General features: G+C 64.9%; 17 protein-coding genes and 1 riboswitch. Of the genes, 7 read left to right on the top strand and 10 right to left on the bottom strand.

Features of this window, described 5'->3' with window-relative positions:
- Positions 1-26: 26 nt before the first annotated feature.
- Positions 27-1,406 (top strand): methyl-accepting chemotaxis protein, encoded by a 1,380-nt coding sequence (locus BW934_RS09295; RefSeq protein ID WP_076347389.1) that lies wholly within the window; start codon positions 27-29, stop codon positions 1,404-1,406.
- Between the two features lie 37 nt (positions 1,407-1,443).
- Complete coding sequence (locus tag BW934_RS09290; protein ID WP_076347387.1) at positions 1,444-2,736, top strand: MFS transporter; 1,293 nt, start codon at positions 1,444-1,446, stop codon at positions 2,734-2,736.
- Between the two features lie 10 nt (positions 2,737-2,746).
- On the opposite strand, the gene BW934_RS09285 is transcribed toward BW934_RS09290, so the two are convergent.
- Complete coding sequence (locus BW934_RS09285; protein WP_076347385.1) at positions 2,747-3,013, bottom strand: hypothetical protein; 267 nt, start codon at positions 3,011-3,013, stop codon at positions 2,747-2,749.
- Positions 3,014-3,214: 201 nt separating this feature from the next.
- On the opposite strand from BW934_RS09285, the gene BW934_RS09280 reads away from it, so the two are divergent.
- From BW934_RS09280 to BW934_RS09270, 3 genes are all read left to right on the top strand, one after another.
- On the top strand, positions 3,215-4,546 hold the full coding sequence (locus BW934_RS09280; protein WP_076347383.1) for an ABC transporter substrate-binding protein: 1,332 nt from the start codon (positions 3,215-3,217) through the stop codon (positions 4,544-4,546).
- A gap of 5 nt (positions 4,547-4,551) precedes the next feature.
- Positions 4,552-5,493: a carbohydrate ABC transporter permease gene (locus BW934_RS09275; RefSeq protein WP_076347381.1), complete on the top strand. Its 942-nt coding sequence runs from the start codon at positions 4,552-4,554 to the stop codon at positions 5,491-5,493.
- Positions 5,494-5,586: 93 nt separating this feature from the next.
- Positions 5,587-6,330: a carbohydrate ABC transporter permease gene (locus BW934_RS09270; protein ID WP_143232618.1), complete on the top strand. Its 744-nt coding sequence runs from the start codon at positions 5,587-5,589 to the stop codon at positions 6,328-6,330.
- A gap of 41 nt (positions 6,331-6,371) precedes the next feature.
- Here the strand turns inward: BW934_RS09270 and atzF are convergent, their stop codons facing one another.
- The 5 genes from atzF to BW934_RS09245 form a co-directional block, all read right to left on the bottom strand.
- The gene (gene atzF / locus BW934_RS09265) at positions 6,372-8,075 is read right to left on the bottom strand and encodes an allophanate hydrolase (RefSeq protein ID WP_076347379.1); all 1,704 of its coding nucleotides are present in this window, start codon (positions 8,073-8,075) and stop codon (positions 6,372-6,374) included.
- Positions 8,072-11,740 (bottom strand): urea carboxylase, encoded by a 3,669-nt coding sequence (gene uca, locus BW934_RS09260; protein WP_076347377.1) that lies wholly within the window; start codon positions 11,738-11,740, stop codon positions 8,072-8,074. The genes atzF and uca overlap by 4 nt, the downstream gene beginning before the upstream one ends.
- Before the next feature lie 30 nt (positions 11,741-11,770).
- Complete coding sequence (locus tag BW934_RS09255) at positions 11,771-12,424, bottom strand: urea amidolyase associated protein UAAP2 (protein WP_076347375.1); 654 nt, start codon at positions 12,422-12,424, stop codon at positions 11,771-11,773.
- A 14-nt stretch (positions 12,425-12,438) separates the two neighbouring features.
- Positions 12,439-13,167, bottom strand: a complete 729-nt coding sequence (locus BW934_RS09250) for an urea amidolyase associated protein UAAP1 (protein ID WP_076347373.1) — start codon at positions 13,165-13,167, stop codon at positions 12,439-12,441.
- Positions 13,168-13,232: 65 nt separating this feature from the next.
- Positions 13,233-14,654, bottom strand: a complete 1,422-nt coding sequence (locus BW934_RS09245; RefSeq protein ID WP_076347371.1) for an APC family permease — start codon at positions 14,652-14,654, stop codon at positions 13,233-13,235.
- An 83-nt stretch (positions 14,655-14,737) separates the two neighbouring features.
- A riboswitch (guanidine-I (ykkC/yxkD leader) is annotated at positions 14,738-14,842 on the bottom strand.
- Positions 14,843-15,023: 181 nt separating this feature from the next.
- On the opposite strand from BW934_RS09245, the gene BW934_RS09240 reads away from it, so the two are divergent.
- Positions 15,024-15,635, top strand: coding sequence for a flavin reductase family protein (locus BW934_RS09240; RefSeq protein ID WP_076347545.1), 612 nt, complete (start codon positions 15,024-15,026; stop codon positions 15,633-15,635).
- Between the two features lie 153 nt (positions 15,636-15,788).
- Here BW934_RS09240 and BW934_RS09235 read toward each other — a convergent pair whose 3' ends face one another.
- From BW934_RS09235 to BW934_RS09220, 4 genes are all read right to left on the bottom strand, one after another.
- The gene (locus BW934_RS09235) at positions 15,789-16,802 is read right to left on the bottom strand and encodes an LLM class flavin-dependent oxidoreductase (RefSeq protein ID WP_076347369.1); all 1,014 of its coding nucleotides are present in this window, start codon (positions 16,800-16,802) and stop codon (positions 15,789-15,791) included.
- Positions 16,803-16,885: 83 nt separating this feature from the next.
- On the bottom strand, positions 16,886-19,174 hold the full coding sequence (gene metE, locus BW934_RS09230; RefSeq protein WP_076347364.1) for a 5-methyltetrahydropteroyltriglutamate--homocysteine S-methyltransferase: 2,289 nt from the start codon (positions 19,172-19,174) through the stop codon (positions 16,886-16,888).
- 194 nt (positions 19,175-19,368) lie between these two features.
- Positions 19,369-21,039: a S53 family peptidase gene (locus tag BW934_RS09225; protein WP_076347543.1), complete on the bottom strand. Its 1,671-nt coding sequence runs from the start codon at positions 21,037-21,039 to the stop codon at positions 19,369-19,371.
- A gap of 193 nt (positions 21,040-21,232) precedes the next feature.
- Complete coding sequence (locus BW934_RS09220) at positions 21,233-21,802, bottom strand: class I SAM-dependent methyltransferase (protein ID WP_076347361.1); 570 nt, start codon at positions 21,800-21,802, stop codon at positions 21,233-21,235.
- 145 nt (positions 21,803-21,947) lie between these two features.
- Here BW934_RS09220 and BW934_RS09215 point away from each other — a divergent pair, with 145 nt between their 5' ends.
- Complete coding sequence (locus tag BW934_RS09215) at positions 21,948-22,307, top strand: LapA family protein (protein WP_076347359.1); 360 nt, start codon at positions 21,948-21,950, stop codon at positions 22,305-22,307.
- Positions 22,308-22,326 lie beyond the last annotated feature (19 nt).

Genomic DNA, 22,326 nt, shown 5'->3' with positions numbered 1-22,326 from the left:
ATGACGCATCGTGGGAGTTGGTCACGTTGTGGGCGCTGCTTCGACGCTACCGAGATGTGGAGAGCGAGACTTCTGCACATCTGCCTCTCATGCTAGAACTCATCGCGGCCATTCGCGTCACGGCGGACAGACTGGAGTCCTCCACGTCGTTGGTCGAGCAGTCCGTCTCTGAACTTGTCTCCTTCGCGGAGCGCGCTGAATCGACGGAAGTGCGCACATGTCAGCGAGCCACGCTCGCCGTGGAGGAGCTCGACACCTCTGCCGCCCACGTGAGATCCGCACTTGACGCCTTTTCCGTGGCGCAAACGTCCATGGACGCCATCGCGCGACGCGCCGGCCAATTGGAAGATGGGATCCCCGGGCTCTTGGAACGGGTCGAGGCGGCCGCTGACACGCTTCGCAGGTTGTCCCAAGTCATTGAAGACAACAACGCGCATGTGGCCGAGCTGCTTTCCGGCCTTGATCGAATTCGCGCCGTCCACGAGGCCATCCGCGCGATCAGCGAGCAGACCTCCCTCATCGCCCTGAACGCGACCATCGAGGCCGCACACGCGGGACAGCACGGGCGCGGTTTCGCCGTGATCGCAGAAGAGATACGGCGCTTGGCCGAACAGGCCAAGGACGCCCTCCGGCGCAGCTCCACCAACTTTGCCGATATCCGCACCCACGTGGACACGTTGGCCGCCATCGGCATGGAGGCCAACGCCGCCTCCCAGCTCGGCGTGCGCGCCTTCAGCGCCATTGAAGACTTTATCGCCACCGTGCGCCGGGAAGTGGCCGAAATGGCGGCCGAGGCACAACACGCGGTGACCGACGCGCGGTGCGCGTTTGACCACCTCGACAGCGCCGGAGACTGTGTCCAGCGCGCGCAGTCGTCCATGCGACAGGCCACGGACGATCTCGTCGCGCTGATGGCGGAAAATGCGGCCTCGCGTCAACAAGTCGACGCCTTGATGCAGGTCGCCCATCACCTGCGCGAGACGGCCAAGGAACTCGCGGACGAAATCGCCGAATACGACGCCTTGCTGCCGCAACCCGCTCCAACCCTCGACCCGCAAGCGCTCGACGCGCTGAAACTGGCGCTCATCGCGGCGTGTTCCGAACTCAGCGGGCAGGCGATGGAGCGCGAAACGGTCCGGCCGCTCCTGCTCCGACTCAAGGCGCGGCACCAGCTGGGTTCCATCTGGTTGAATCGCAGCGACGGATCGTTCGTGTTTTCCGATCCGCCCGCGGGCCTGTTGAATGCCTCGCAAAGGCCGTGGTTCAAGTCCGCCATGGCAGGGCACCCCTACATTTCCCCGCCGTACGTATCCGCGCAGAGCCGGAAGCGCTGTGTCACGGTGAGCGTGCCCCTGATACACGACCAAAAAGTGGTTGGCTGTCTCGGAGCAGATGTGTATATTTAAGGGAGAGTGATCCAGCGAGCAAGGTGGTGCGACAAGGTTGTTGAGCTTCGATAGAAGGCTCCTGCGCGAGCGAAACCTGTGGATCCTGGTGTTGGGGTCGCTGTTTTCGGTGGGCGGCGACAACGCGTATTTCACCATTTTGAGCTGGTATACTTTGTCCATCACCGGGTCCCAGCTCGCGCTCGGCACCACCATGACCCTTGCGTCGATTCCGCGCGTGATTTTCATGCTTGTCGGCGGAGCCATCGCAGACCGGTTCAGCCGCAAATGGATCATGGGCGTGTCGCTGGCTGCGAGGGCCGCCGTCCTCGTGGCGTTCGCCCTGCGCATCGCGGTGTTTGGCCCGCGTGCGCCCCTATGGTCCATCGACCTGATGGCGGTGTTGTTTGGCGTGATCGACTCGTTCTATTACCCGGCGACGTCGTCCATCGTGCAGACGGCCGTAGCGGAGGAGCATGTCGCGCAGGCCTCGAGCATCGTCCAGACGGTGCAGCAGGCGAGCACGGTGGTCGGGCCGATGCTCGCGGCCGTCCTCCTGGCGCAGCGCGATTACCGGCTGATGTTCGTCGTGGTGGCGCTCGTCTTTGCCATCGCGGCGGTGACGATGTTTTGGATTCGCCTGCGCGGGCACAGCGGCTTGGAAGACGGGGCACAGGGCGCATCGGCGGTTTTGCGCGACGTCGCGGACGGCCTGCGGTTTGTCGCCCGCATTCGCCTCCTCGTCATCGTCATGTGCCTGAGCCTGGTGGTGAATCTGTTCTGCATCGGCCCGCTCAGCATCGGTGTGCCCGTCATGATACGAAACCGAGGCTGGACGGGAGCGGTTCTGGGAGAATATCAGTCCGCGCTCGGCGTGGGGTCGATCGTGGGCGGCGTGATCGTCGCCTTGCTGCGAGGATTTCAGGGCAAACTCATCTGGATCGGCATGTGCGGCGCGCTGATGGGTCTGGCCATGGCCACGGTGGGCTATTGGCCGTTGCCCTTCCAGGGCATGGCCGCCCTCGGCCTCGTCGGCATCCTGATGAGCATTGTCAACATTCCGTTCCTGGCGTTTTTGCAGGCGAGCATTCCGGAAGAGAAGCTGGGGCGTGTGATGTCGGTCCTCATGCTCGTCAGCGTCGGATTCACGCCCATCAGTTACGCGCTGTCGTCATGGGTGCTGCAGCAAGGCGTGGCACCGGAACTTCTGCTCTTGGCGTGCGGCGTGGGCGTCGCCGCGGCGTTCGCGGCGCTGTACCTGACCCGGGACTACCGCCACATTGAGTCCCATCCGCTCCTCACACATCGGCACGCCAGCGTCCCGAAGCCCGGGAAACTGAAGCAACCGTGAAGCCTTGGCCTCACGGTTTTTGTTCCTCTGCGCTCTGCAGCTCCGCACGAACGCGGTCCAGGCTGTCGCAAAGCGACGCCACGGCCTGTGGATTGGACGATCCGGCCGCGCCTTCGACGGCGTGCTCCGCCTGAAGGAGCGCCTCTCTTGCAGAACCGAGCGTGTGCGGATTTGTGTGTGAAAGCGCCTGTTTTGCCGCTCGCTCCGCCTGTGCGATGGCGTTGTGCGCCTCTGTGACGGGCGTCTGTTCCTTCGTCGACTGAATGTCCTTCTTCACAGCGCGTCCCCTCCTCGCCGCTTAGCATGCCCAAACCTTTTCCCGTTCTCCCGCATCGAGAGGGGCCACCTCCATCGACAAGCGAAAACAAAACATACAGACTTCTTACAACCGCTTCACAAAACCGCAAGCCTCCCTTCAAACGAGCGTTCCAAGATGGACTTGACCCGACCAACGGTCATGAAAAGGGGGAGCTTGGTCATGAGACGAGTCTTTGCCGTCGGTATCGCGTCCGCCGTGGTGCTTGCAGGCGCAGGTATTGGCGTGGCGCTCGAGCGCACGCACGCGCAGCAAGCCCAAGGCGTCACGTCCGCTGCCGCCAGCACCAGCGGCGTCGTTCAAATCACGTTTTGGAACGGACATCCTTCCGGCGCGCTGAAAAAAGAAATGCACGCCCTCGTGGACGAGTTTAACGCCACGCATCCGAACATCCATGTCACCGTGATCGATAAATACGCACAGATCCAACCGGTCACCGCGGCCATGACCGCCGGCGACGCGCCTAACGTCATCATGCCGCACCTCGACGCCGCGCAACAGTTCGCCGCAGACGGTTACCTGGTGAACCTGACGCCCTACATCGACGGGCCCCACGGCTTCACGAAGGCGCAACTCGCCTCGTTCTTTTATCCGTCCGTCTGGAACGGCAGAGCGATCGATCCGGGGAAACAGTACATTCTACCGTTTGAAGAGAACGGCCACATGGTGATTTTCTACAACGCTTCGCTCTTCCAAAAGGCAGGCATCGCGTCGCCACCCAAGACGTGGCAGCAGCTTGGCGACGACGCGCGCCGAATCACGGCGCTCGGAAAAAACATCCACGGCATCGCCTGGACGCCTTCGATGGAACAATTCCTGACCATGGTCGCAGACAATGGCGGAAAGATATGGGCTTCGAACAGCGAAACGCGGTTTGCCCTGAACAACCCCCAGGCCGTCAGCACCCTGTCGTTTCTGCGCGATCTCGTGGCGAAAGGCGACATGATCCTCACGCAAAACTACGACTACCAACTCGATTTCGGCACAGGAAACATTGGTCTTCTCATCGAGTCGTCCGCGGGCTGGACGTACGATGTGCAGTCGGTCGGCGGCAAATTTCCGGTCAAGGCGTCCCCCGCTCCTGCCGGGACATCGGGGCGCGCGTACAACTACGTCGATGGCGACAGCCTCGCCATCCTCAACACTGGGACCAAGGCGCAGCAGGACGCGGCTTGGACGTTCATTCGCTGGCTCGCGAGCCCTGAACAAAACGCAAAGTGGGACGAGGTGGCCAATTATCTCCCCATAGGCCCGGCGGCCGCACAGGATCTCAAGCCCTTTTACGCTTCGCATCCCGATCAGGCGCAAGCCTTCACAAGCCCGTCCACCTGGCTCACGGATCCAGCCGCGAACGCCACCCAATACTATGCCGCGCTCACAGCCATGCAGACCGAGCTCTTGAAAGCACTGAACGGTCAAGAGACGCCACAACAGGCGGTGGCCAACATGAACCAGGTTGGCAACGAATATCTGAGCGGCCAACGCAGGAGCTGATTTGCATGTCCGTGATTCAAACCTTCGTCCGCACAACCGTTAAGACCGCTGCCGAACCTTCTCGAGGCCGATCCGGCCTACGAGAAGGTCTCCTCGCCGCGTGTCTGCTGGCGCCCGCCGCCCTATTCCTGCTTGCGTTTGTCTACGCACCCGCCGTTTTGGCATTTGCGCTCGCCTTTTTCAACTTCCACCCGGGAGGTGCATGGAGTTACGCGGGGCTCAGCAATTTCCGCGCCGCCCTGTCGGATCCTCTCTTTTGGCGCTCGATGGAGAACACGGCGCTCTACGCCCTCATGATGGTCCCGGCCACACTCATCTTGTCCGTCGCGCTCGCCGCGCTCCTGCACGCTCAGCGGAAGGTGTTCCGTTTCGCGCAGTCGCTCGTCGTGCTCCCGTACATCACGCCCGCCGTCGGCACGGCCATCGGCTGGCTCTGGATGTACAATCCGAATTTCGGCATGCTCAACGCGGCGCTCCGGTTCGTCGGCCTGCCGCCCATTGGCTGGTTGAATTCGCCCCATTGGGCGCTCCCTGCCGTCGCCCTGTACTCGCTCTGGCACGGCATTGGTTTTGACGTGCTTCTGCTGATCTCGGCCATGTCCCAGCTGCCCGAGGGCGTGATCGAGTCGGCCAAATTGGACGGCGCAGGGCCCGTGGCTCGTCTGTTCCGCATCACGTTGCCGCTCGTGTCGCCGACGCTGTTTTTTATCGGCGTCATCACCACGATTGGATCTCTGCAGGCGTTTGCTCAAGTGTATGCGCTCAGCCTCTCGAGCGGGGGGCCGGAGAACGCGACGCTCACAGCGCTCCTGTACATCTACCAGCAGGCCTTTACAAATGGTCAATTTTCCTACGCCGCGGCCATGGCGGCGATGCTCGTCGTCTGCATCTTTGCCGTCACCGCCGTGACACGTTTCATCGGCCACCGCATGACGTTTTACCAATAAATGCAGAGGGGGATACCCATGCAACGCCTCGCCCGGACCGTTTGAACCACCTCGGCGATCCTCCTGGGCCTCGCTTTCCTCGTCCCCATTTACATGACGTTCGTCACGTCGATCGACCGCCCGAAGGACGTGTTCGTGTACCCGCCCCACCTCGTTCCCGACTGGAATTTCTCCGTCTGGGCGCAGACGTGGCGCGGAAACACGTGGTCGCTCGCCATCGCCAATACGGTCGTCATCGCCGTCGCGACCATTGTCATCGCCCTTGCCACGACCGTGCTCGCCGCGTACGCGCTCGTCTACATCCCGTTTCGGGGCAAGGGCGTTGTCTGGACGATGCTCTTGGCCGTTCTCATGATTCCAGAGCAGGCCCTGCTCATCCCGAACTTCGTGACGATGGCAAAGCTGCACTTGGTGGATACGCGCATCGCCCAAGTGATCCCGTATGGCGCAAGCATCTTTGGCGTGTTCTTGCTGCGCCAACATCTTCTGACCCTGCCGCGCGAATACCACGATGCGGCGAAAATCGACGGCTGCGGTCACCTGGCCTATCTTTGGCGCGTCGTGTTGCCCTTGTCGAAGCCCATCCTGTTCACCATCGCGCTGTACATCTTCATCGGCTGTTGGAACTCGCTCATCTGGCCACTCATGGTCACGTCGAAGCCGAGCGTGCAGCCCATCGAAGTGCTCTTGTCCACCTTCTTGACGCAGGACTCGTCCAACTGGCAGGGGCTGTCGGCCGCCGCCATGTTCGCCACCCTGCCGATGATCGCGCTCTTCGCGCTGTTTCGAAAGCCCATTCTGCGGGGCCTCTCAAAGTCAAGCGGCATCAACGGATAGCCAGGCGGGCCGGAGGATCCGGCCCGCAACCCGGCCACACCTTAGTTCCGCTCGCGCCAGGCTCGATAGCCCCCGAAGGCCGTGATGTCCTCGCGGCGCGGCGCGCCAGCCTCGCACACAAACCCGATCACCTCTCGGCCGTCGGCCAGGCGGATGTTGCCCAGCGCCAACGGAGCCCGCACCTTGGCCACGAACGCCGCCCACGCCCGCTTGGGCAGCCGCCACAGTTCGAGCTCCACCTCGCCACCCTGCTCGTCGCGCACCAGGCCAGGCTTCTCAGGTTCCGTATCGAGCAGGAACAGCCGATACGCGGGGGCCGTCTTCGCGATCTCCACAAACTCGGCACCCAGTGCGACGAGTTCCGGGTTGAGCGGCATGCCGCGCATGTGCAGCCCGCACACAGCGACGAGATCGGCCTCGTCCTCCCACGGGCCCGAACCCGCCAGGTCCTCATCGAGATCGGCAAACCATCGCGCCGCCACAAAGAGCTCTGCCTCGCGATGCCCCGGGACATAGAGCGATAGCCCGAACGGCATGGCTTCGTCCACCGCCCCGCAGGGCAGCGACAGGCTCGCGAGCTGCAGCAGGTTGGCGTGGTGGGTGTAGGCACCGAGCGCACGATTCGTGCCCAACGGATCCTGCCGCACCTCGTCGCGCGTCCACGTGCCGCCGACCGTCGGCATGAGCAACACGGCGCCCTCGAGCTTGTTCGCCACCGCGGCGCGAAGTTCCAGAAGCCGATGCTGCGCTCGGAACAAGTCGCTCGCCAGGCGATCCCGTCCGGACTCAAGGATGGCCCGCGTGACCGGCAGGACCTCGTCCCGGTGGCCTTCGACAAACGCGCCCAGGCTCGCCCACCGCTCGGCGATCCACGGGCCCTCGTATAACATGGCGCTCGCCTCGTCCAGTTCCGGCAAAGGCACCTCTTCGACGGCCACACCCGCCGAGGACACCGCGGACAGCGCCCTCTCCCACGCCCGCTGAAACGCCGCCGCATGCGAACCAAACCAGGTGTCGACGCGGCTCGGCACCACGAAGCGGTTGGGCGATTCGGCGGCCGCGCCGATCCGCGCCATGACGGCCTGAATCCATGCCGCATCGGCGATCGATCTTGTGAACACGCTCACGCAGTCCAGGCTTTTGCAGGCCGGCACCACGCCTTCGTTGGGCCAACCACCCGGCCGCGGCTTGTACCCCACCACCCCGTTCAGCGCAGCCGGCACGCGCCCAGACCCCGCGGTGTCCGTGCCGAGCGCGAAGGGCACCTGCCCGAGCGCCACCGCCACGGCCGATCCACTGGACGATCCGCCGCTCACCCACGCCGGCCGATGCGCGTTCGCCACCTCTCCGTACGGGCTTCGGGTGCCGACGAGCCCAGTCGCGAACTGGTCCAAATTCGTCTTCCCCACCGGGATCGCGCCCGCCTGCACCAACCGCGCCACGACAGACGCATGCGCTTTCGGCTCGTACGCATACGCAGGACACGCGGCCGTGGTCGGCATGCCCGCCACATCGATGTTGTCCTTCACCGCAAACGGGATACCCCACAGGGGCTTGCGGTCCATGTCCTCGCGCCGAAGTTCCTTGAGATACGGCTCGAGGCGCTCTTGACTTGGCGGCGTGATCCAGACGTTCCACGCCGCGCCCGACTCGGCCTTTCGCACCACCTCTTCGATCACGTCGAAAGGCGTCACACGCCCACTGCGGTACGCCCGCCGCAGGGCGGCCACGGTCGTCGCGTTCAAGCCGACACCTCCTCAATCCCGACGATGGGCCCGCCAGGCCGCAGCTCCTGCCCGGGGCGCACGTGCACCGTGCGGACCACGCCTTGGCAGGTGGCCTCAACAGGAAATTCCATCTTCATGCTCTCGATCACGGCGATGGTGTCGCCAGGCCGGATCCACTGGCCTGGGGCGACATGCACTTTCCAAACGCTGCCCGGCATCTGCGCCCGCACCACGGTGAGGCCGTAGTCTTCGGGCTCCTCCGGCTCGCCGGGCTCCTCACTCGTGTACGCCGCGAGGCCCATCGCCTTCCACCGCGCCAATTCCTCGCGAAACGCGCGCTTTTGCCGCTCCTTGAACGCCGCCGCATCGTCCCGAATGGATTCGAGGAACGCCAGGTATTCGCCGAGATCGAACACCGTCTCCAAAATCTCGATGTCATGGCGGCCCCGCACAAACCGCTTGCGCATCTCGTCCAAGGCCTCGGGCGTGACGGGGTAAAACTCGACTTGGTCGAAGAAGCGGAGCAGCCATGGCTTGCCGTCGCGGAACGATCCCGTCTGCCGGAACGTGTTCCAGATCTGGAGCGTCCGGCCAAACAACTGGTATCCTCCAGGGCTCTCCATGCCGTAGATGCACATGTAGGAGCCGCCGATCCCGACCGCATTCTCCGGCGTCCACGTTCGCGCGGGGTTGTACTTGGTGGTCACCAGGCGGTGGCGCGGGTCGACGGGCGTGGCCGCCGGAGCCCCGAGATACACGTCGCCAAGTCCCAAGACGAGGTATTTCGCTTCGAACACCGTCTGACGCACATCTTCGATGCGGTCGAGCCCGTTCACGCGCCGCATGAACTCGATGTTGCTCGGGCACCACGGCGCGTCGGGCCGCACATTCTTCTGGTACCGCTCGATGGCGAGCTGAACGGACGGATCGTCGAAGGAAAGCGGCATGCGCACGATGCGCGAAGGCACGCTCGCCGTCGACAGATCCGGCAGCGCGGCGTCGAGGTGAAGCACGCGGCGCGCCACTTCCTCGCTCGTCATGCGCGTGCGGTCGAAGTGAATCTGCAGGGACCGGATGCCTGGCGTCAGGTCGATCCACGGGATGTCGCTCTCCGCGCGGATGGCCTCCATCAGCAGGTGCACCTGAAACCGGTAGCGGAGATCGAGCTCCATGTCACCGAATTCGACGAGCACGTATTCGTCCCCTGCGGCGCGGATACAGACGGAAAACGCGTGTCCGTCGGACTCGCGCGCCAGATAGGCGGCTTCCTGCGCCTCCTCATACGAGGCGAACGGCGATTCGGGCAGCGGCAGGCGATAGGCTTGGCCGTAGCTGGCGGGTGTCGCGAGGCACTGGGCCTGCAGCGCGTCCAGTTCCCGCGCCTGGTCGAGGCTTAGGAGCCGAAAACGAATCGCGTCGCCGGGGCGAAGCTGGCCAATCTTCCACATCTCTGCCGCGGGCGTCGTCACGGGGCACACGAAGCCGCCGAGGCTTGGGCCATCCTGGCCGAGAAGGACGGCGAGATCGCCCGTCAAGTTGAGCGAGCCGATGGCATACGGGTTGTCGTGCAAATTCGACGGATGTAGTCCCGCATCGCCGCCGTCTTCGCGCGCCCAGACAGGCGCGGGACCGACGAGGCGGATGCCCGTGCGCGAGCTGTTGAAGTGGACCTTCCACTCGGTCGACGTGAGCATCTCCAGGTACGACGCGGGGAGGAACTCGGGCGTGCAGTGCGGGCCTGGGACCACGCCGATTTCCCACGTGCGCTCGAAGGCGGGCGGTTCCACGGGGGGCGCTTCCTGGACAGCGGCCTCTGCCCCATCGATCGCCGCTTCGTGGCGATCCGACGCCGCCAAAGCGGGCGCATCGCCCGGGGGCTCGCCGATGCCGACGACGTCGCCAGCGATGAGCGCGCGGCCACCGTGTCCGCCGAAGCCGCCGAGCGCGAACGTCGCTCGGCTGCCGAGGATGGGCGCGACATCGAAGCCGCCCTGCACGCACAGGTAGGCGCGCAGTCCGGCCCGCGACTCGCCGAAGCGCAACAGCTGCCCGCGGCGCGCGAGGACCGGCTGATACCTGGGCACGGGGTCGCCGTCGAGCGTGGCCTGCATATCCGCGCCCGTGAGGCATATCCAGACGTCGGCGCGGAAGCTGTACGCGCCGCCGCGCAGCGTGAGTTCAAGCGCCGGCGCGCCCTCCGGGTTGCCGAGCAGGCGATTTCCGATGCGCATCGATAAGGCGTCCATCGGCCCCGACGGCGGCACGCCGACGTCCCACAGCCCTGTCCGCCCCGGCCAGTCCTGAATCGTGCTCTGAAGGCCGCCGTCCACCACTTCGAGCGCGCGCTCGCTCGGCCGGAAGCCCTCGAGCCACTTCGTATGGACGTCCCCCGTTGCAAACGACTCGGACGCCGCGATGGCCTGCAGGTAGCGCAGGTTGTTTTGCACGCCATGTACGCGCGCCTCGGCGAGCGCCCGGCGAAGGGCACCGACGGCCTCCTCTCGCGTCGCACCGCGCACGATGAGCTTGGCGAGCAGCGGATCGTAATACGCACTCACGGTGACGCCGGCGCCGATCCACGTCTCGACGCGCACATCCTTCGGCCACACCACGCCGTCCACTCTGCCGGCACACGGGCGAAAGTCGCGCCCAGGGTCTTCCGCGTAGACGCGCACCTGAATGCTGTGGCCGCTCGGCTTGGGAAGGCGCGCTGCGAGATCGGTCAGCTCTCCCGCCGCCTCGCGGATCATCCACTCGACGAGATCGATCCCGTACACCTCCTCCGTCACGCCGTGCTCCACCTGCAGGCGGGTGTTGACCTCCAGGAAGTAGAAGGCGTCAGAGGCCGGATCGTACAAGAACTCCACCGTGCCTGCGCTCCGATAGCCGACAGCGCGCGCAACGGCCAGCGCCGCCTCGTGCAGGCGCCTGCGCGTGGCCTCGGACAGCCCGTGCGCCGGACACTCCTCCACCACCTTCTGATTGCGGCGCTGCAGCGTGCAGTCGCGCTCGCCAATCGCCACGATCTCGCCCTGGCGGTTCCCGAAAATTTGCACCTCGATGTGCCGGGCGCGCGGCACGTACTTTTCCACGAACACGCCGTCGTCGCGGAAGTGTTGCCCGGACAGGCGGCGCACGCTCTCAAACGCCTCCTCGAGCGCATCTTCTCGCTCCACCACGCGCATGCCGATCCCGCCGCCCCCCGCGGTGCTCTTCAAAATGACGGGATAGCCAATCCGCTCTGCGGCGCGGCGCAGTTCGCCGATGTCCGACATGAGCGTCGACCCTGGCAACAAGGGAACGCCCGCTTGGCGCGCGACCTCGCGCGCCACGTGCTTGTAGCCGAACTGCTCGATTTGGTCGGGGCTAGGCCCAATGAACACCAGCCCCTCCTCGGCACACCGGCGCGCAAACGCCGCGTTCTCGCTGAGAAACCCGTAGCCAGGGTGGATGGCGTCTGCGCAGGCCTCCTTCGCGGCGGCGAGAATCTGATCCGGATTCACGTACGACTCGTTCGCAGGGCCCTCCCCAATCCAGATGGCTTCATCGGCGAGATCGACGTGCAGGCTATCCTCGTCCGCGGTGGTGTACACAGCCACCGATGAAATCCCCATGTGTTTCAGCGTGCGGATGATCCGCACCGCAATGGCGCCGCGATTGGCGATCAACACTTTGCGAAACATCGGCATCCTCCTCACCGCGCATGCAAAATCTCAGGCTCCGCGACGCCAAATGACGATTTCCACGGGCGTCGGATTGTAGGCGTTGCAGGGATTGTTCAGCTGCGGGCAGTTGCTCATCAGGACCATCACCCGGGTCATGGCCTCCATCTCCACGTAGCGGCCCGGGCCCGAGATGCCGTCCGCGAACTCCAGCCCGCCGTCCCGCGTCACGGGCACGTTCATGAAAAAGTTCACGTTGGGCGCCAAGTCGCGCTTCGCGAGCCGCGGCTCGTGCATGGCGATTTGCAGCATGAACGTATCTCGGCAGTTGTGCATGTGGACCTTGTCGTGCCCGTAGCGCACCGTGTTGCTCTGCGCCGAGCACGCGCCGCCGAGCGTGTCGTGGCGTCCGCAGGTGTCGTCTACCAGCCGCACGAGCGGCCGGCCCGACTCGGTGAGCAGCACCGATCCAGTGGTGAGATACAGGTTGCCCTGTGCAGCGATGGTCTTCGCGGCGCTGTAGTGGTCATACGGCCGATCCGCGTCGAAAAACAGCGTGTCAACCGCCTGATTGCCTTCCAAATCCACAATCCGCAGCACGTCGCCCGGCTGAAGCGTGCACATGAAGCCTTCGCCGCTCGGCAAGACGAGGCGCGTGTCGGCGGTGACGACGTCGCGGCGGGGATCAAACGCAAGCGATGGCATCTCAACCAGCCTCCTTATCTCAACAGCGCATACTGCCACACCGTGTTCTCCATCGCCCTGCGCGCCTCGTCCGTCTTCAGGCGGGGATCGTCCGGGCGAGTCGGCTCATCCGCATACACCGCCAGGCTGAGCGGCACAGACGGGTACGGCCTGCGCGGGTCGAGCGGGTGCGGCGTGTTGCTGACGATGGCGATCACGTCCATCTCCATGCGCAGCCCCGCCTCACTTCCCTTCGGGGCAAATTCCGTCACGAAGTGCATCTGGCCGTCCTCGTCGCACCACACCTTGGAGAACAGGTTGATGGGTGGGACGAGATCGCCCGCGTCGAGGCCGTTTCGGACCAACTCCTTCACGGCGTTTTCATAGCCCGAGCGGAGCATGGCGTTTCGGTGGCGCTGAAAGTTCGTCTCGCCGTAACGCCTGTCGACATCCGCGCGCGTCATCACCCCCGAGAGCGGATCGTGCCAGCCGACGGTGTCGTGCACGAGCGTCGCCATGGCACGGCCCTCGTCGCTCATCAGCACGTCGTAGAGCGAGATTTTGGCCGTGTGCTGGGCCTTGAGCGTATCGGGCACGTTGAGGCGCTCGGCGGGATGATCCGCGCGGTACAGCCACAGATGGGCGTTTGCCCCGGGGCCTTCGGCGCGCAAGACGAGGCGTTTGCCGCGGCCGAGGCGCATGGACCAGCGGCCGCCGGACGGGATCGAGTGCGTGTACATCGGCGTGAGAGACGAGAGATTCATCTCACCAACCTCCTTGTTGGGATGTGACGTGGTGGGCGGCGCGTGCCTGGCGCCGACCGCCGGCATCAGCCGGCCGCGTCCTCCTGCCACTCCGACTCGCCGCGAGCGGGGCGCGTCGACCACACAAAGCGCGAGAGCGCGTAGCACGCGAGCGATCCGGCCGCAAGCACGGCCTCGCCGAGCAGGTACTGCGGCTCCTGCGTGACGATGGCGAAGGCCGTGAAGAGCGTCACCACCACCGGAGCGAGCGGCCAGGCCGGCATGCGATACGGCCGTGTTTCATGGCGAAACTTGATGCGGCTCCAGATGGCCGCGAGCCCGATGAAGAAATACACGACCGTGGTGACGGTGCCGGAGAAGATGATCAGCCAATTCAGTTGACTCAGAAACAGGAGCACCGCCGTCGGGAGGCCGAGAAGCAGCACGCACAGGCCTGGCGCCTTGAACCGGTTCACCCGGCCAATCCGTCGGTTGGCGCCCCGCCACCACAGCGCATCGCGCCCGGTCGTGTAAAACACCCTGCCGAAGTACATGAAGTAGACGAGCATGGAGTTGAATAGGGCGATGCAGACGCCAATGTCCAGAACCATCCGGAAATTCGGGCCGAGCGAGGATTCCACGGCATAGATGACGGGACTCGCCGCGCCGAAGAACGCCTTGAGGTTCGGCGCCGTGACCACGGCCGAGGTGAGCGGCACCACGATGGCGATGGCAGCAGTGGTGGCCGCGGTGATCACGGCGCGCGCAAGCTTGCTCGGGCCGCCCACCAGCTCCTCCGAGAACCCGAGCGTGGCGTCGTATCCGTTAATGATGTTGAACGCCGGGGCCAAACTCGCCGCCATCATGCCGAGGGTCACGGGGCGAAGCGAATGTCCGTCGAGATACACCGGGTGAAACGTCACGGCGAAAAGCGACTGGTGGGGATGCAGCCACGCGGCAACCGTGACGGTCGACAGGACCACGAGCTCGACGAAGACCATGGCCATCGTGACATAGGCGCCGAGCTCCACCCGCACCACGCCAATGGCCACAGCCAGGGCCACGGATGCGAGCGCGATGACCGGCTCAGACAGGGCGAGATGTGGAAACAGGTCCTTGACAAACTGCCCGATGCCAAGCGCGATGCTCGCCGGCAGGATGACGCCCTGGATCAAGTAGTTGAACAGTGTGACAAACGCCAAGGGCGCGGGTAGCACGAAGCGGACGAGCGAATACATGCCGCCGGCCACCGGGAACAGGGCGCCGAGTTCCGCCAGGCAAAGGGAGATGAGGATGACCACTGCCCCGAGCAGGACATCTGCACCGATGGCGAACGTCCCGCCGATGGAAAAAACGCCAGACGTGAGAAGCAATACCGCCATCGTGGGCGACACGTTCGCGATGGCGAGACCGACAACGTCCCGCAGGTGGAGTTTTCGGCTCAGCTGTTGGTCGTAGCCGAGGTGCTCCAGCCTCGCGGCGTCGACAAAGGCCAACGAATTCTCCATGCCGAACCGCCCCTTCTGTGATCATGGTTTACGTGAACAAATTTCTCGTGAACGAAGAAAGGGATAAAAACCCAAGATCAGAAACCTCCCGGGCTTTTATCCCTCCGTGCGGCTCTCGTTCGGAACGAGAGCTGGTCTCTCTCGGACCAGGCCCGGCACCGGCCGGCGGAACCCTAGAGACCTTGTGTCACTATTTATATCAGGGTTTGCGCGGAGAATCAACAGAAACGCGGATTCTTTCAGAAAAATTGTTAAGTAATCTAACACAAAGAGATCAGAAATCGCTTTCATTCACCATTTTACCCATACCGGTATAGGTGTTTGACTTTTGGGCTTGGAGAGGGCAATCTGGGAGGAGAGGTGATTGAGGTGTTGTCCTTGAACCCGAACGAGATGACGCCGCTGGAGTGCTACAAGTTCCTGATCGGCGCCGTCATTCCCCGGCCCATCGCGTTTGTCACGACCCTTTCGAAGGCTGGCGTGCTGAATGCCGCGCCCTTCAGCTTTTTTAACGTCGTCACGCCGGCTCCGCCGATGGTTTCGGTGTCCGTGCAGCGGCAAAACGGACAGCCGAAAGACACGGCGCGCAACGCCGTGGATTCCGGCGCGTTTGTGGTCCACATCGTGAGCGAGCCGTATACGGAAAAGATCAATCAGACCGCGGCGACCCTTCCGCCGGACGAAAGCGAGGTCGCTCTGGCAGGGCTCACGCCCGTCCCGAGCGAGGCCATCGAGGTACCCGGGGTGCTCGAGGCGCGCGTTCGCATGGAATGCGTGCTGGAACACGCGCTCCCCCTGGGAGGGACGAGGCAGGCTCCAGCGTGCGATCTCCTCATTGGACGCGTCGTGCGCTTCCACATCGACGAATCGCTGTACCACGAGGGTCGAATCGACCCGCACGGCCTCGCGCCGGTCGCGAGGCTCGCCGGAAACGACTACAGCCTGCTCGGGCACATCTGGACGCTCGAGCGGCCCAAATGACTCACGCCCTGCGCGCGGTGCGCCCGCGCGACACGTCGGCGCCGCTCCTTCGGCGAAGCGCGCCCTTGCGCCGGCGAAACGCGTTTTTGTGCCATCCGAACCACAAGGCCCGGGGTCTTCGAGACACCCGGGCCTTTCTCATCGAGGTTGCGCTCAAGACCGCATGACGTCCGCCACAATTTCGTACGAGCGCATGCGCGCGCCGTGATCGTAAATCTGCGAAGCGATGATGATTTCATCCGCGCCCGTCGCATCGATAAACGCGCGGAGCCGCTGGCGGACGGTGTCGGGCCCGCCGACGATGGCGAGGCGCCCTCGCGTCTGCAGCACCTGCCACTCGTACGGCGAACACAGCTCCTCGACGCGCTCCACCGGCGGCTGTAGGCGGGACGGCTTGCCCCGTATCAGCGAGAGCTGCTGCAGCTGGGAGGACGAGGCGAGGTACCGAGCCTCTTCGTCCGTAGGCGCCGCCACCACAGCCGCGCCCACCATGGCGTACGGCTCGCTCAGCCACGGCGAGGGCCTGAAGTTGGCCCGATACGTCTCGAGGGCAATCATCAGGTAATCCGGCGCAAAGTGGCTCGCGTAGGCAAAGGGAAGGCCGAGCTCCGCGGCCAAGCGGGCGCTGAAGTCGCTCGAGCCCAAGAGCCAGATGGGGATATCCTCCCCCTCGCCCGGCACCGCGCGCACGCGGCGCGCCTCGCTCTCTGGAGGATGGAAGTACCGCATGAGCTCGGCGAGCCGCTCTGGAAAATCGCGCCCATGGCGGTCTGGGTCTCCGCCCAGAGCGCGAATCGTAGGCGCGTCCGTGCCCGGCGCGCGGCCGAGGCCGAGATCGATCCGGCCGGGGAACATCGCGGCAAGCGTCCCAAACTGTTCCGCCACAACGAGCGGCGCGTGATTCGGCAGCATGACGCCGCCCGATCCGACGCGAATGGTGCGCGTGTGTTGCGCCAGATACGCGATGACCACGGCCGTGGCGGAACTCGCGATGCCCGGCATGCTGTGATGCTCAGCGACCCAGAACCGGCGGTATCCGAGCCGCTCCGCGTGCTGAGCCAATTCGGCGCTTCGCCGAAACGCCTCTGCAGGCGTGCTTCCTTCGGTGATAGGGACGAGATCGAGCGCCGAAAGCGCCGTCTCGCCCTTGGTCAAGCCCCAGTCCATAGGCAGGCCTCCTCCCGGTTTGCGGCGGGCACCAAGGGCCCATCGCCATTATACCCCCGGAGGCAGGCACGCCCGAAATCGCCTCAGCGCACCGGCTGGGACAGCGAGGCGCGCATCTCTTGCGCCGCGCTCACCATGTTGCGCAGCGCCGCCACGGTCTCCGGCTCGCCGCGCGTCTTCAGGCCGCAGTCCGGATTGACCCACAGCTGCTCGGGCCGTATCACCTCGGCCGCCCTGCGCAGCAGTTGCACCATCTCCTCCACGGAGGGCACGCGCGGGCTGTGGATGTCGTACACGCCCGGGCCGATGTCGTTTTCGTAGCGGAAGTCTTCGAAGGCCCGCAGCAGTTCCATGTGCGATCGCGACGTCTCGATGGAGATGACATCCGCGTCCATGGCCTGGATGGCGGGCATGATGTCGTGAAACTCGGCATAGCACATGTGCGTGTGAATCTGCGTCTCGTCCCGGACGCCAGACGACGCGATGCGGAAGCACTCCACCGCCCAGTCGAGGTACGCCTGCCATTCGGCGCGGCGAAGCGGCAGCCCCTCGCGCAGCGCGGGCTCGTCAATTTGAATCATGCCGATCCCGGCCGCCTCCAGATCCAACACCTCGTCCCGAATCGCGAGCGCAATCTGCCGGCACGTCTCCGCCCTCGGGATGTCGTCCCGCACAAACGACCACTGCAGGATGGTCACGGGCCCGGTCAGCATGCCCTTGACGGGCTTGTCCGTGAGCGACTGCGCGTACGTGCTCCACCTGACCGTCATGGCCTCGGGCCGGGCCACGTCGCCGAAGATGATGGGCGGCTTCACGCAGCGGGAACCATAGCTCTGCACCCAGCCGTGCTTGGTGAACACAAAGCCATCGAGCATCTCGCCGAAGTACTCGACCATGTCCGTGCGCTCGAATTCGCCGTGCACCAAGACGTCGAGCCCAATCTCCTCCTGAAGGTCTATCCACCGCTTGATCTCGCCGCGCAGATATGCCTCGTACTGATCCGCGGACCACTCGCCCTTGCGCCACTTGGCGCGAGCGTCCCGCACCGCCTGCGTCTGCGGGAACGATCCAATGGTCGTCGTGGGAAGCAGCGGCAAGTTGAACCGAGCCTGCTGCTTTTCCTTGCGCACCGCGTGCGGCGACTGGCGATTCAGGTCCCACGTCTTCGCGTCCTCCAGCCGGGCGCGAACGTCCTCGCGGTTCAAGCGAGCCGAACCCCGCCTCGACGCGAGCAGCGACCGATTCGCCTCGAGTTCCGCCTCGCACGCCTGGCGGCCCTCGTCGAGCGCCCGCCTCAGCAGTTCCATCTCGTCCAGCTTCTGCAGCGCAAACGCGAGCCAGGACCGGATCTCCGGATCCATGTCGGTCTCGAGCTCCACGTCCCACGGCACGTGCAAAAGCGAGCACGACGGAGCCACCATCACGTGCTCCGCACCGGCCAGGTGCACGCCCTGCTCCAGATGCGCGAACGCCGTGTCGAGGTCCGCGCGCCAAACGTTGCGCCCGTCGATCACGCCGAGCGACAGCCGGCGGCCCTTCGGCCACCCGAGCGCATGGACGTGCCGCAGCGCATCGGACCCGCGCACCAAATCCAGGTGCAGCCCTTCGACGGGAAGCTCAAGCGCCGTCGCCAGATTGTCGCCGAGCGAACCGAAATACGTCGCGACGAGGATGTTCGGGCGATCCGCCTTCGCGAGCGCCGCATACGCGTCGACAAACGCCTGGCGCTCCGCGTCCGAGAGGTCCAAAACCAAGGCGGGCTCGTCCAGCTGCACCCACGCCACGCCCGCCTCATGCAACGACGCGAGCCAAGCCTGATACGCCGGGATGAGGCTCGGCAGAAGCGCGAGCGCATCCGCCTTTGCGCCCACCACCTTGGACAGCTTGAGAAACGTGATGGGCCCAATCAGCTGAGGCACCGTGTCGAACCCGAGCGCCTTCGCCTCCAAATATTCGTTCAACGGCTTGTTGACGCCGAGCGTGAACACCTGATCCGGCTTCAATTCCGGCACCAGATAGTGATAGTTCGTGTCAAACCACTTGGTCATCTCGAGCGCCGTGGCGTCCTGCGTTCCGCGCGCCATGGCGAAATATTGTTGAAGCGAATTCGCGGCAAGCCCCTGGAATCGATCGGGTACGACCTGAAACAGGCAGGCGGCGTCCAGGACGTGATCGTAAAACGAGAAATCGTTCGCCACCATCCACGTCACGCCGTGGTCCTTCTGGACCTGCCAGCGAAGCCGCCGCAGTTCAGCGGCGCGAGCCATGAGCTCGTCCTCTTCAATCTTGCCTTGCCAAAACTGCTCCACCATCCGCTTGAGTTCGCGGCGAGGCCCCATGCGGGGAAATCCAATTGAGGCGGTGATGGCCAAGTGATTCTCTCCTCCTTCGCAGGATCCGCTGGGTTCGGCGGCTCGGGTGTTCCCCGGCACACACGCGAGCGGCGCCCGGAATCTACCCGGGCGTCGCCGCGTCGACGCCAGCTGTTTGTGGCGCTACTATATCACCGCTTGCAAACTTTCGCAATTGTATTCCTTGCCTGATGCCGCGCGGGAGGTCAGGCGGATCACGCCTCTGGCGTTGCGCCCTGCGGCGCAAGCGCCTGCAGCAGCTTCACGCCGATAGGACTGCCAAGCCCGGTGCACGCGTCCCATCCAGGCCCCGCCTGATAAATCCTCGCCTGATTGGCGATGTCGTTGTTGCCCTGCGTGATGTCGTGGAAGACGTCCGCCTGCGGCAAGGCGTAGAGCGTCGGATTCAAGTAGCCGACCGGCTTGCCGAGCTTTTGATTCAATCTTGCCACCAGCGCGGCGAAAAGCGGCGCCACCGCGCTCGTCCCGCCGATCACCGTCGTCTGCCCGTCGATCACGACCTCGTAGCCCGTGGCCGGATCGGCATTGCCCGCGACATCCGGCACGCCGCGGCCGCTGCCGCCGCCCGGGTTGGCCGACGGCGGGACGTTTGCGCCCTCCTGCCAGGACGGGAGCGGAAATACCTGGCTGACGCCGCCGCCCGTGGCCCCGCCGTCTGCGCCGTCGTTCCACACCGTCTCCCGCTCAAGGGTCCCGCCGTTTGCGACGAGCCGCGTTCCGCCACAGGCGAGCACGTACGGCGACGCCGCGGGAAAGTCGACGTGATACAGGCCGTCCTGCTCGCCGTCCGTGGATCCGCTGTCGCCCGCCGCCGCGAGCACGGTCACGCCGAGCGCCGCCGCATCGAGAAACGCCCGATTCATGGCGGAAAGCGAGGCGGATGACCAGCTGTCTTCCGGGCCGCCCCAACTGATGGACACAATCGACGGCTTGTGCGTCGGATCGTGCACGGCGGTGGTGATGGCGTCGAGGAAGCCGGCGTCCGTGTTCGGCGCGAAGTACACGGCGAGCGTCGCCCCTGGCGCGAGGGCACCCGCGACCTCAATGTCGAGCTCGACCTCGCCGTCCGGGCCGCTCGGATCTCCCGTCGGCTGGTTGGTGGCGCCGTCCACAGACACGCTCACCACCTGCGGCGCGGGCACGCCAAGGGACGCAAAGTATTCGGCGAGGGACTGCTCGTCGTATCCGCCGCCCAGCTCGATGATGGCTATGCACTGGCCCGACCCGTCGAGCCCTTCCGGGAATTGATACGCCTGCGCGACCTCGAGCGGCGTGTATGCCCCGGAACTCGCCTGCGATCGCGCCGCAAAACCCTCGGCCTCGCCGGGTTCTGCCCTTCTTAGCCGAAAGTGCGGCCGGGCAACGGGGCGCGTGTCAAGCCCCAGGACCGCTTCGACGATGGACGCGATGGAGGCGGGCAAGCTCACCTCGCCGACATAGCTCCGGTACGATCCGCCCGGATGGTCGAACTGCCGCAGTTCGACGCCAAACGCTTGGTTCACCGCGTCGACGGAACCGGAGAGGACCGCGAGACCCGCGGCCTGATGGGTCCGCTCCAGCGTGAGGCCGTGCGCGTCCGCAAACCGCCGAAGCTCTGCGAAATCGTCGAGGGATGCGCCGTGTTGCTCCGCAAACGCCTCACGATCCAGGTGATGGCGGGCGTGTGGGCGTTGTTGCGACTCGCTGTGCACGCGCGACTTGAGCTCCTCGTCGCGTGCGCGGCGCAGGACGACCGTCACCGACACGCGCTCGCCGGCGGTCACCGGCCCGCGGTCAATCGCCTGGGGATGAGGGGGTCTCCTGTGACCGCTCAACACCACGCGCTTCTCGTCTCCCTGTTTCCAGGGCCTCTCGTTGTCGCTCATCGCCTTCCACTCCATTCTCCTCGTTGAGATGGCCATACAGCGACGTAGGGCGTCAGGCTTCGCTGACCCCAGTATACCACGCGCCGGCGAAAAGTTGTGTAATTCCATGAAAATTTGGGTATTTGTTGGCCGGGCGCGCGGGAGCGAAGCCCCCGCCCTGTGACATGCCGCGTGGCCACTGGCGCGTTGCGCATCACGCTCCGCGTTCCGCCACGAGGCCGTAATGCACGTCATTCGGGTAGATGCGGTGCAACACGCGGAACCCCGAAGAAGTGAGCATCGCCTCGCACGCCTCGACGGACAGCCTCTCTTCCACAGGTGGCCCCATCTCCATCGGCCGCTTGTCCCACTCGAGCAGCAAAAAGCGACCACCGGGCCGAAGCACGCGATACACCTCGCGCACGGCCTGTTCGCGATCCGGCACCTCGTGCAACACAAACGCCATGAGGGCGCGATCGACAGCGTGGTCTTCTAGCGGCAGGCGGTCGGCGGAGCCTTGCACCGCCTCGACAGACACGCCCTCGTCCGCGGCTCGCTGGCGCAACATGTCGAGCATCTCGGGCGACAGGTCGACCGCGTACACCTTCCCTTGCGCCAAGCGAGCGAGGGGCAGGGCAAAGTAGCCCGGGCCCGCGCCGATGTCGACCGCGTCGCATGGCGCCCTCAAGTCGAGCGCATCCAGGACGCGCGCCGCAGGAAGCAGGCGTTGCCGTTCTTCGGAGAGCAGTCGCATGGCGTGTTCGGGCCGAAACACGTGAGGCATGGTCGTCCTCCTCTGCAGACATGGGTTGTCCAGGAGACCCTGGGTTCACGCCTTCAGCGTTGCGCTTGCGGAAGGCGTTGTCAAGTTCTACATGCGCGGATGCCCTGCATGGTATACTTCGAATAACCAGCGAGGAGGTGGCCCGATGCGGTGGAAAGTGCTTGGTGCCGTGGTGTTTGCGGTCGTGATCGTCGTCTTCACGCTGGCAAATTCCAGCGATGTGTCGGTCAATTTCGTGTTTGCCCGAGAACGCGTCAATCTGGTCCTCGTCATTCTGCTTTCTGTCCTGCTCGGCATGGTGCTCATGGCGATTCTCTGGTCCATCCACGCGTGGCGCCTGCGCGGGGAGATTCGGGCTCGTAACCGCCACATCGCAGAGCTTGAGGCCAAGGTGCAGAGCATGGAGGCGGAACGGGCGGCGAGTGCGAGAGAAGTGGGCCAGGGGCCAGGCGCGCACGGCGCCGCTGAAGCGAACCCGCCTCAGAGCCCGGACAGCGCCTGGTAAATGAGGCGGTCACACGGCG

Origin of the sequence: Alicyclobacillus vulcanalis (genome assembly GCF_900156755.1) — a bacterium.
Lineage (GTDB): Bacteria > Bacillota > Bacilli > Alicyclobacillales > Alicyclobacillaceae > Alicyclobacillus > Alicyclobacillus vulcanalis.
This window is presented reverse-complemented; position numbering and strand designations above follow the sequence as displayed.

What these genes read in the sequence shown, in the direction of transcription:
- BW934_RS09245 (WP_076347371.1), bottom strand. Translation starts at nt 14,654, where the DNA reads ATGGAGAATTCGTTGGCCTTTGTCGACGCCGCGAGGCTGGAGCACCTC.
- BW934_RS09280 (WP_076347383.1), top strand. Translation starts at nt 3,215, where the DNA reads ATGAGACGAGTCTTTGCCGTCGGTATCGCGTCCGCCGTGGTGCTTGCA.
- BW934_RS09225 (WP_076347543.1), bottom strand. Translation starts at nt 21,039, where the DNA reads ATGAGCGACAACGAGAGGCCCTGGAAACAGGGAGACGAGAAGCGCGTG.
- BW934_RS09235 (WP_076347369.1), bottom strand. Translation starts at nt 16,802, where the DNA reads ATGGACTGGGGCTTGACCAAGGGCGAGACGGCGCTTTCGGCGCTCGAT.
- uca (WP_076347377.1), bottom strand. Translation starts at nt 11,740, where the DNA reads ATGTTTCGCAAAGTGTTGATCGCCAATCGCGGCGCCATTGCGGTGCGG.
- BW934_RS09270 (WP_143232618.1), top strand. Translation starts at nt 5,587, where the DNA reads ATGACGTTCGTCACGTCGATCGACCGCCCGAAGGACGTGTTCGTGTAC.
- BW934_RS09275 (WP_076347381.1), top strand. Translation starts at nt 4,552, where the DNA reads ATGTCCGTGATTCAAACCTTCGTCCGCACAACCGTTAAGACCGCTGCC.
- BW934_RS09215 (WP_076347359.1), top strand. Translation starts at nt 21,948, where the DNA reads ATGCGGTGGAAAGTGCTTGGTGCCGTGGTGTTTGCGGTCGTGATCGTC.
- BW934_RS09255 (WP_076347375.1), bottom strand. Translation starts at nt 12,424, where the DNA reads ATGCCATCGCTTGCGTTTGATCCCCGCCGCGACGTCGTCACCGCCGAC.
- BW934_RS09250 (WP_076347373.1), bottom strand. Translation starts at nt 13,167, where the DNA reads ATGAATCTCTCGTCTCTCACGCCGATGTACACGCACTCGATCCCGTCC.
- BW934_RS09220 (WP_076347361.1), bottom strand. Translation starts at nt 21,802, where the DNA reads ATGCCTCACGTGTTTCGGCCCGAACACGCCATGCGACTGCTCTCCGAA.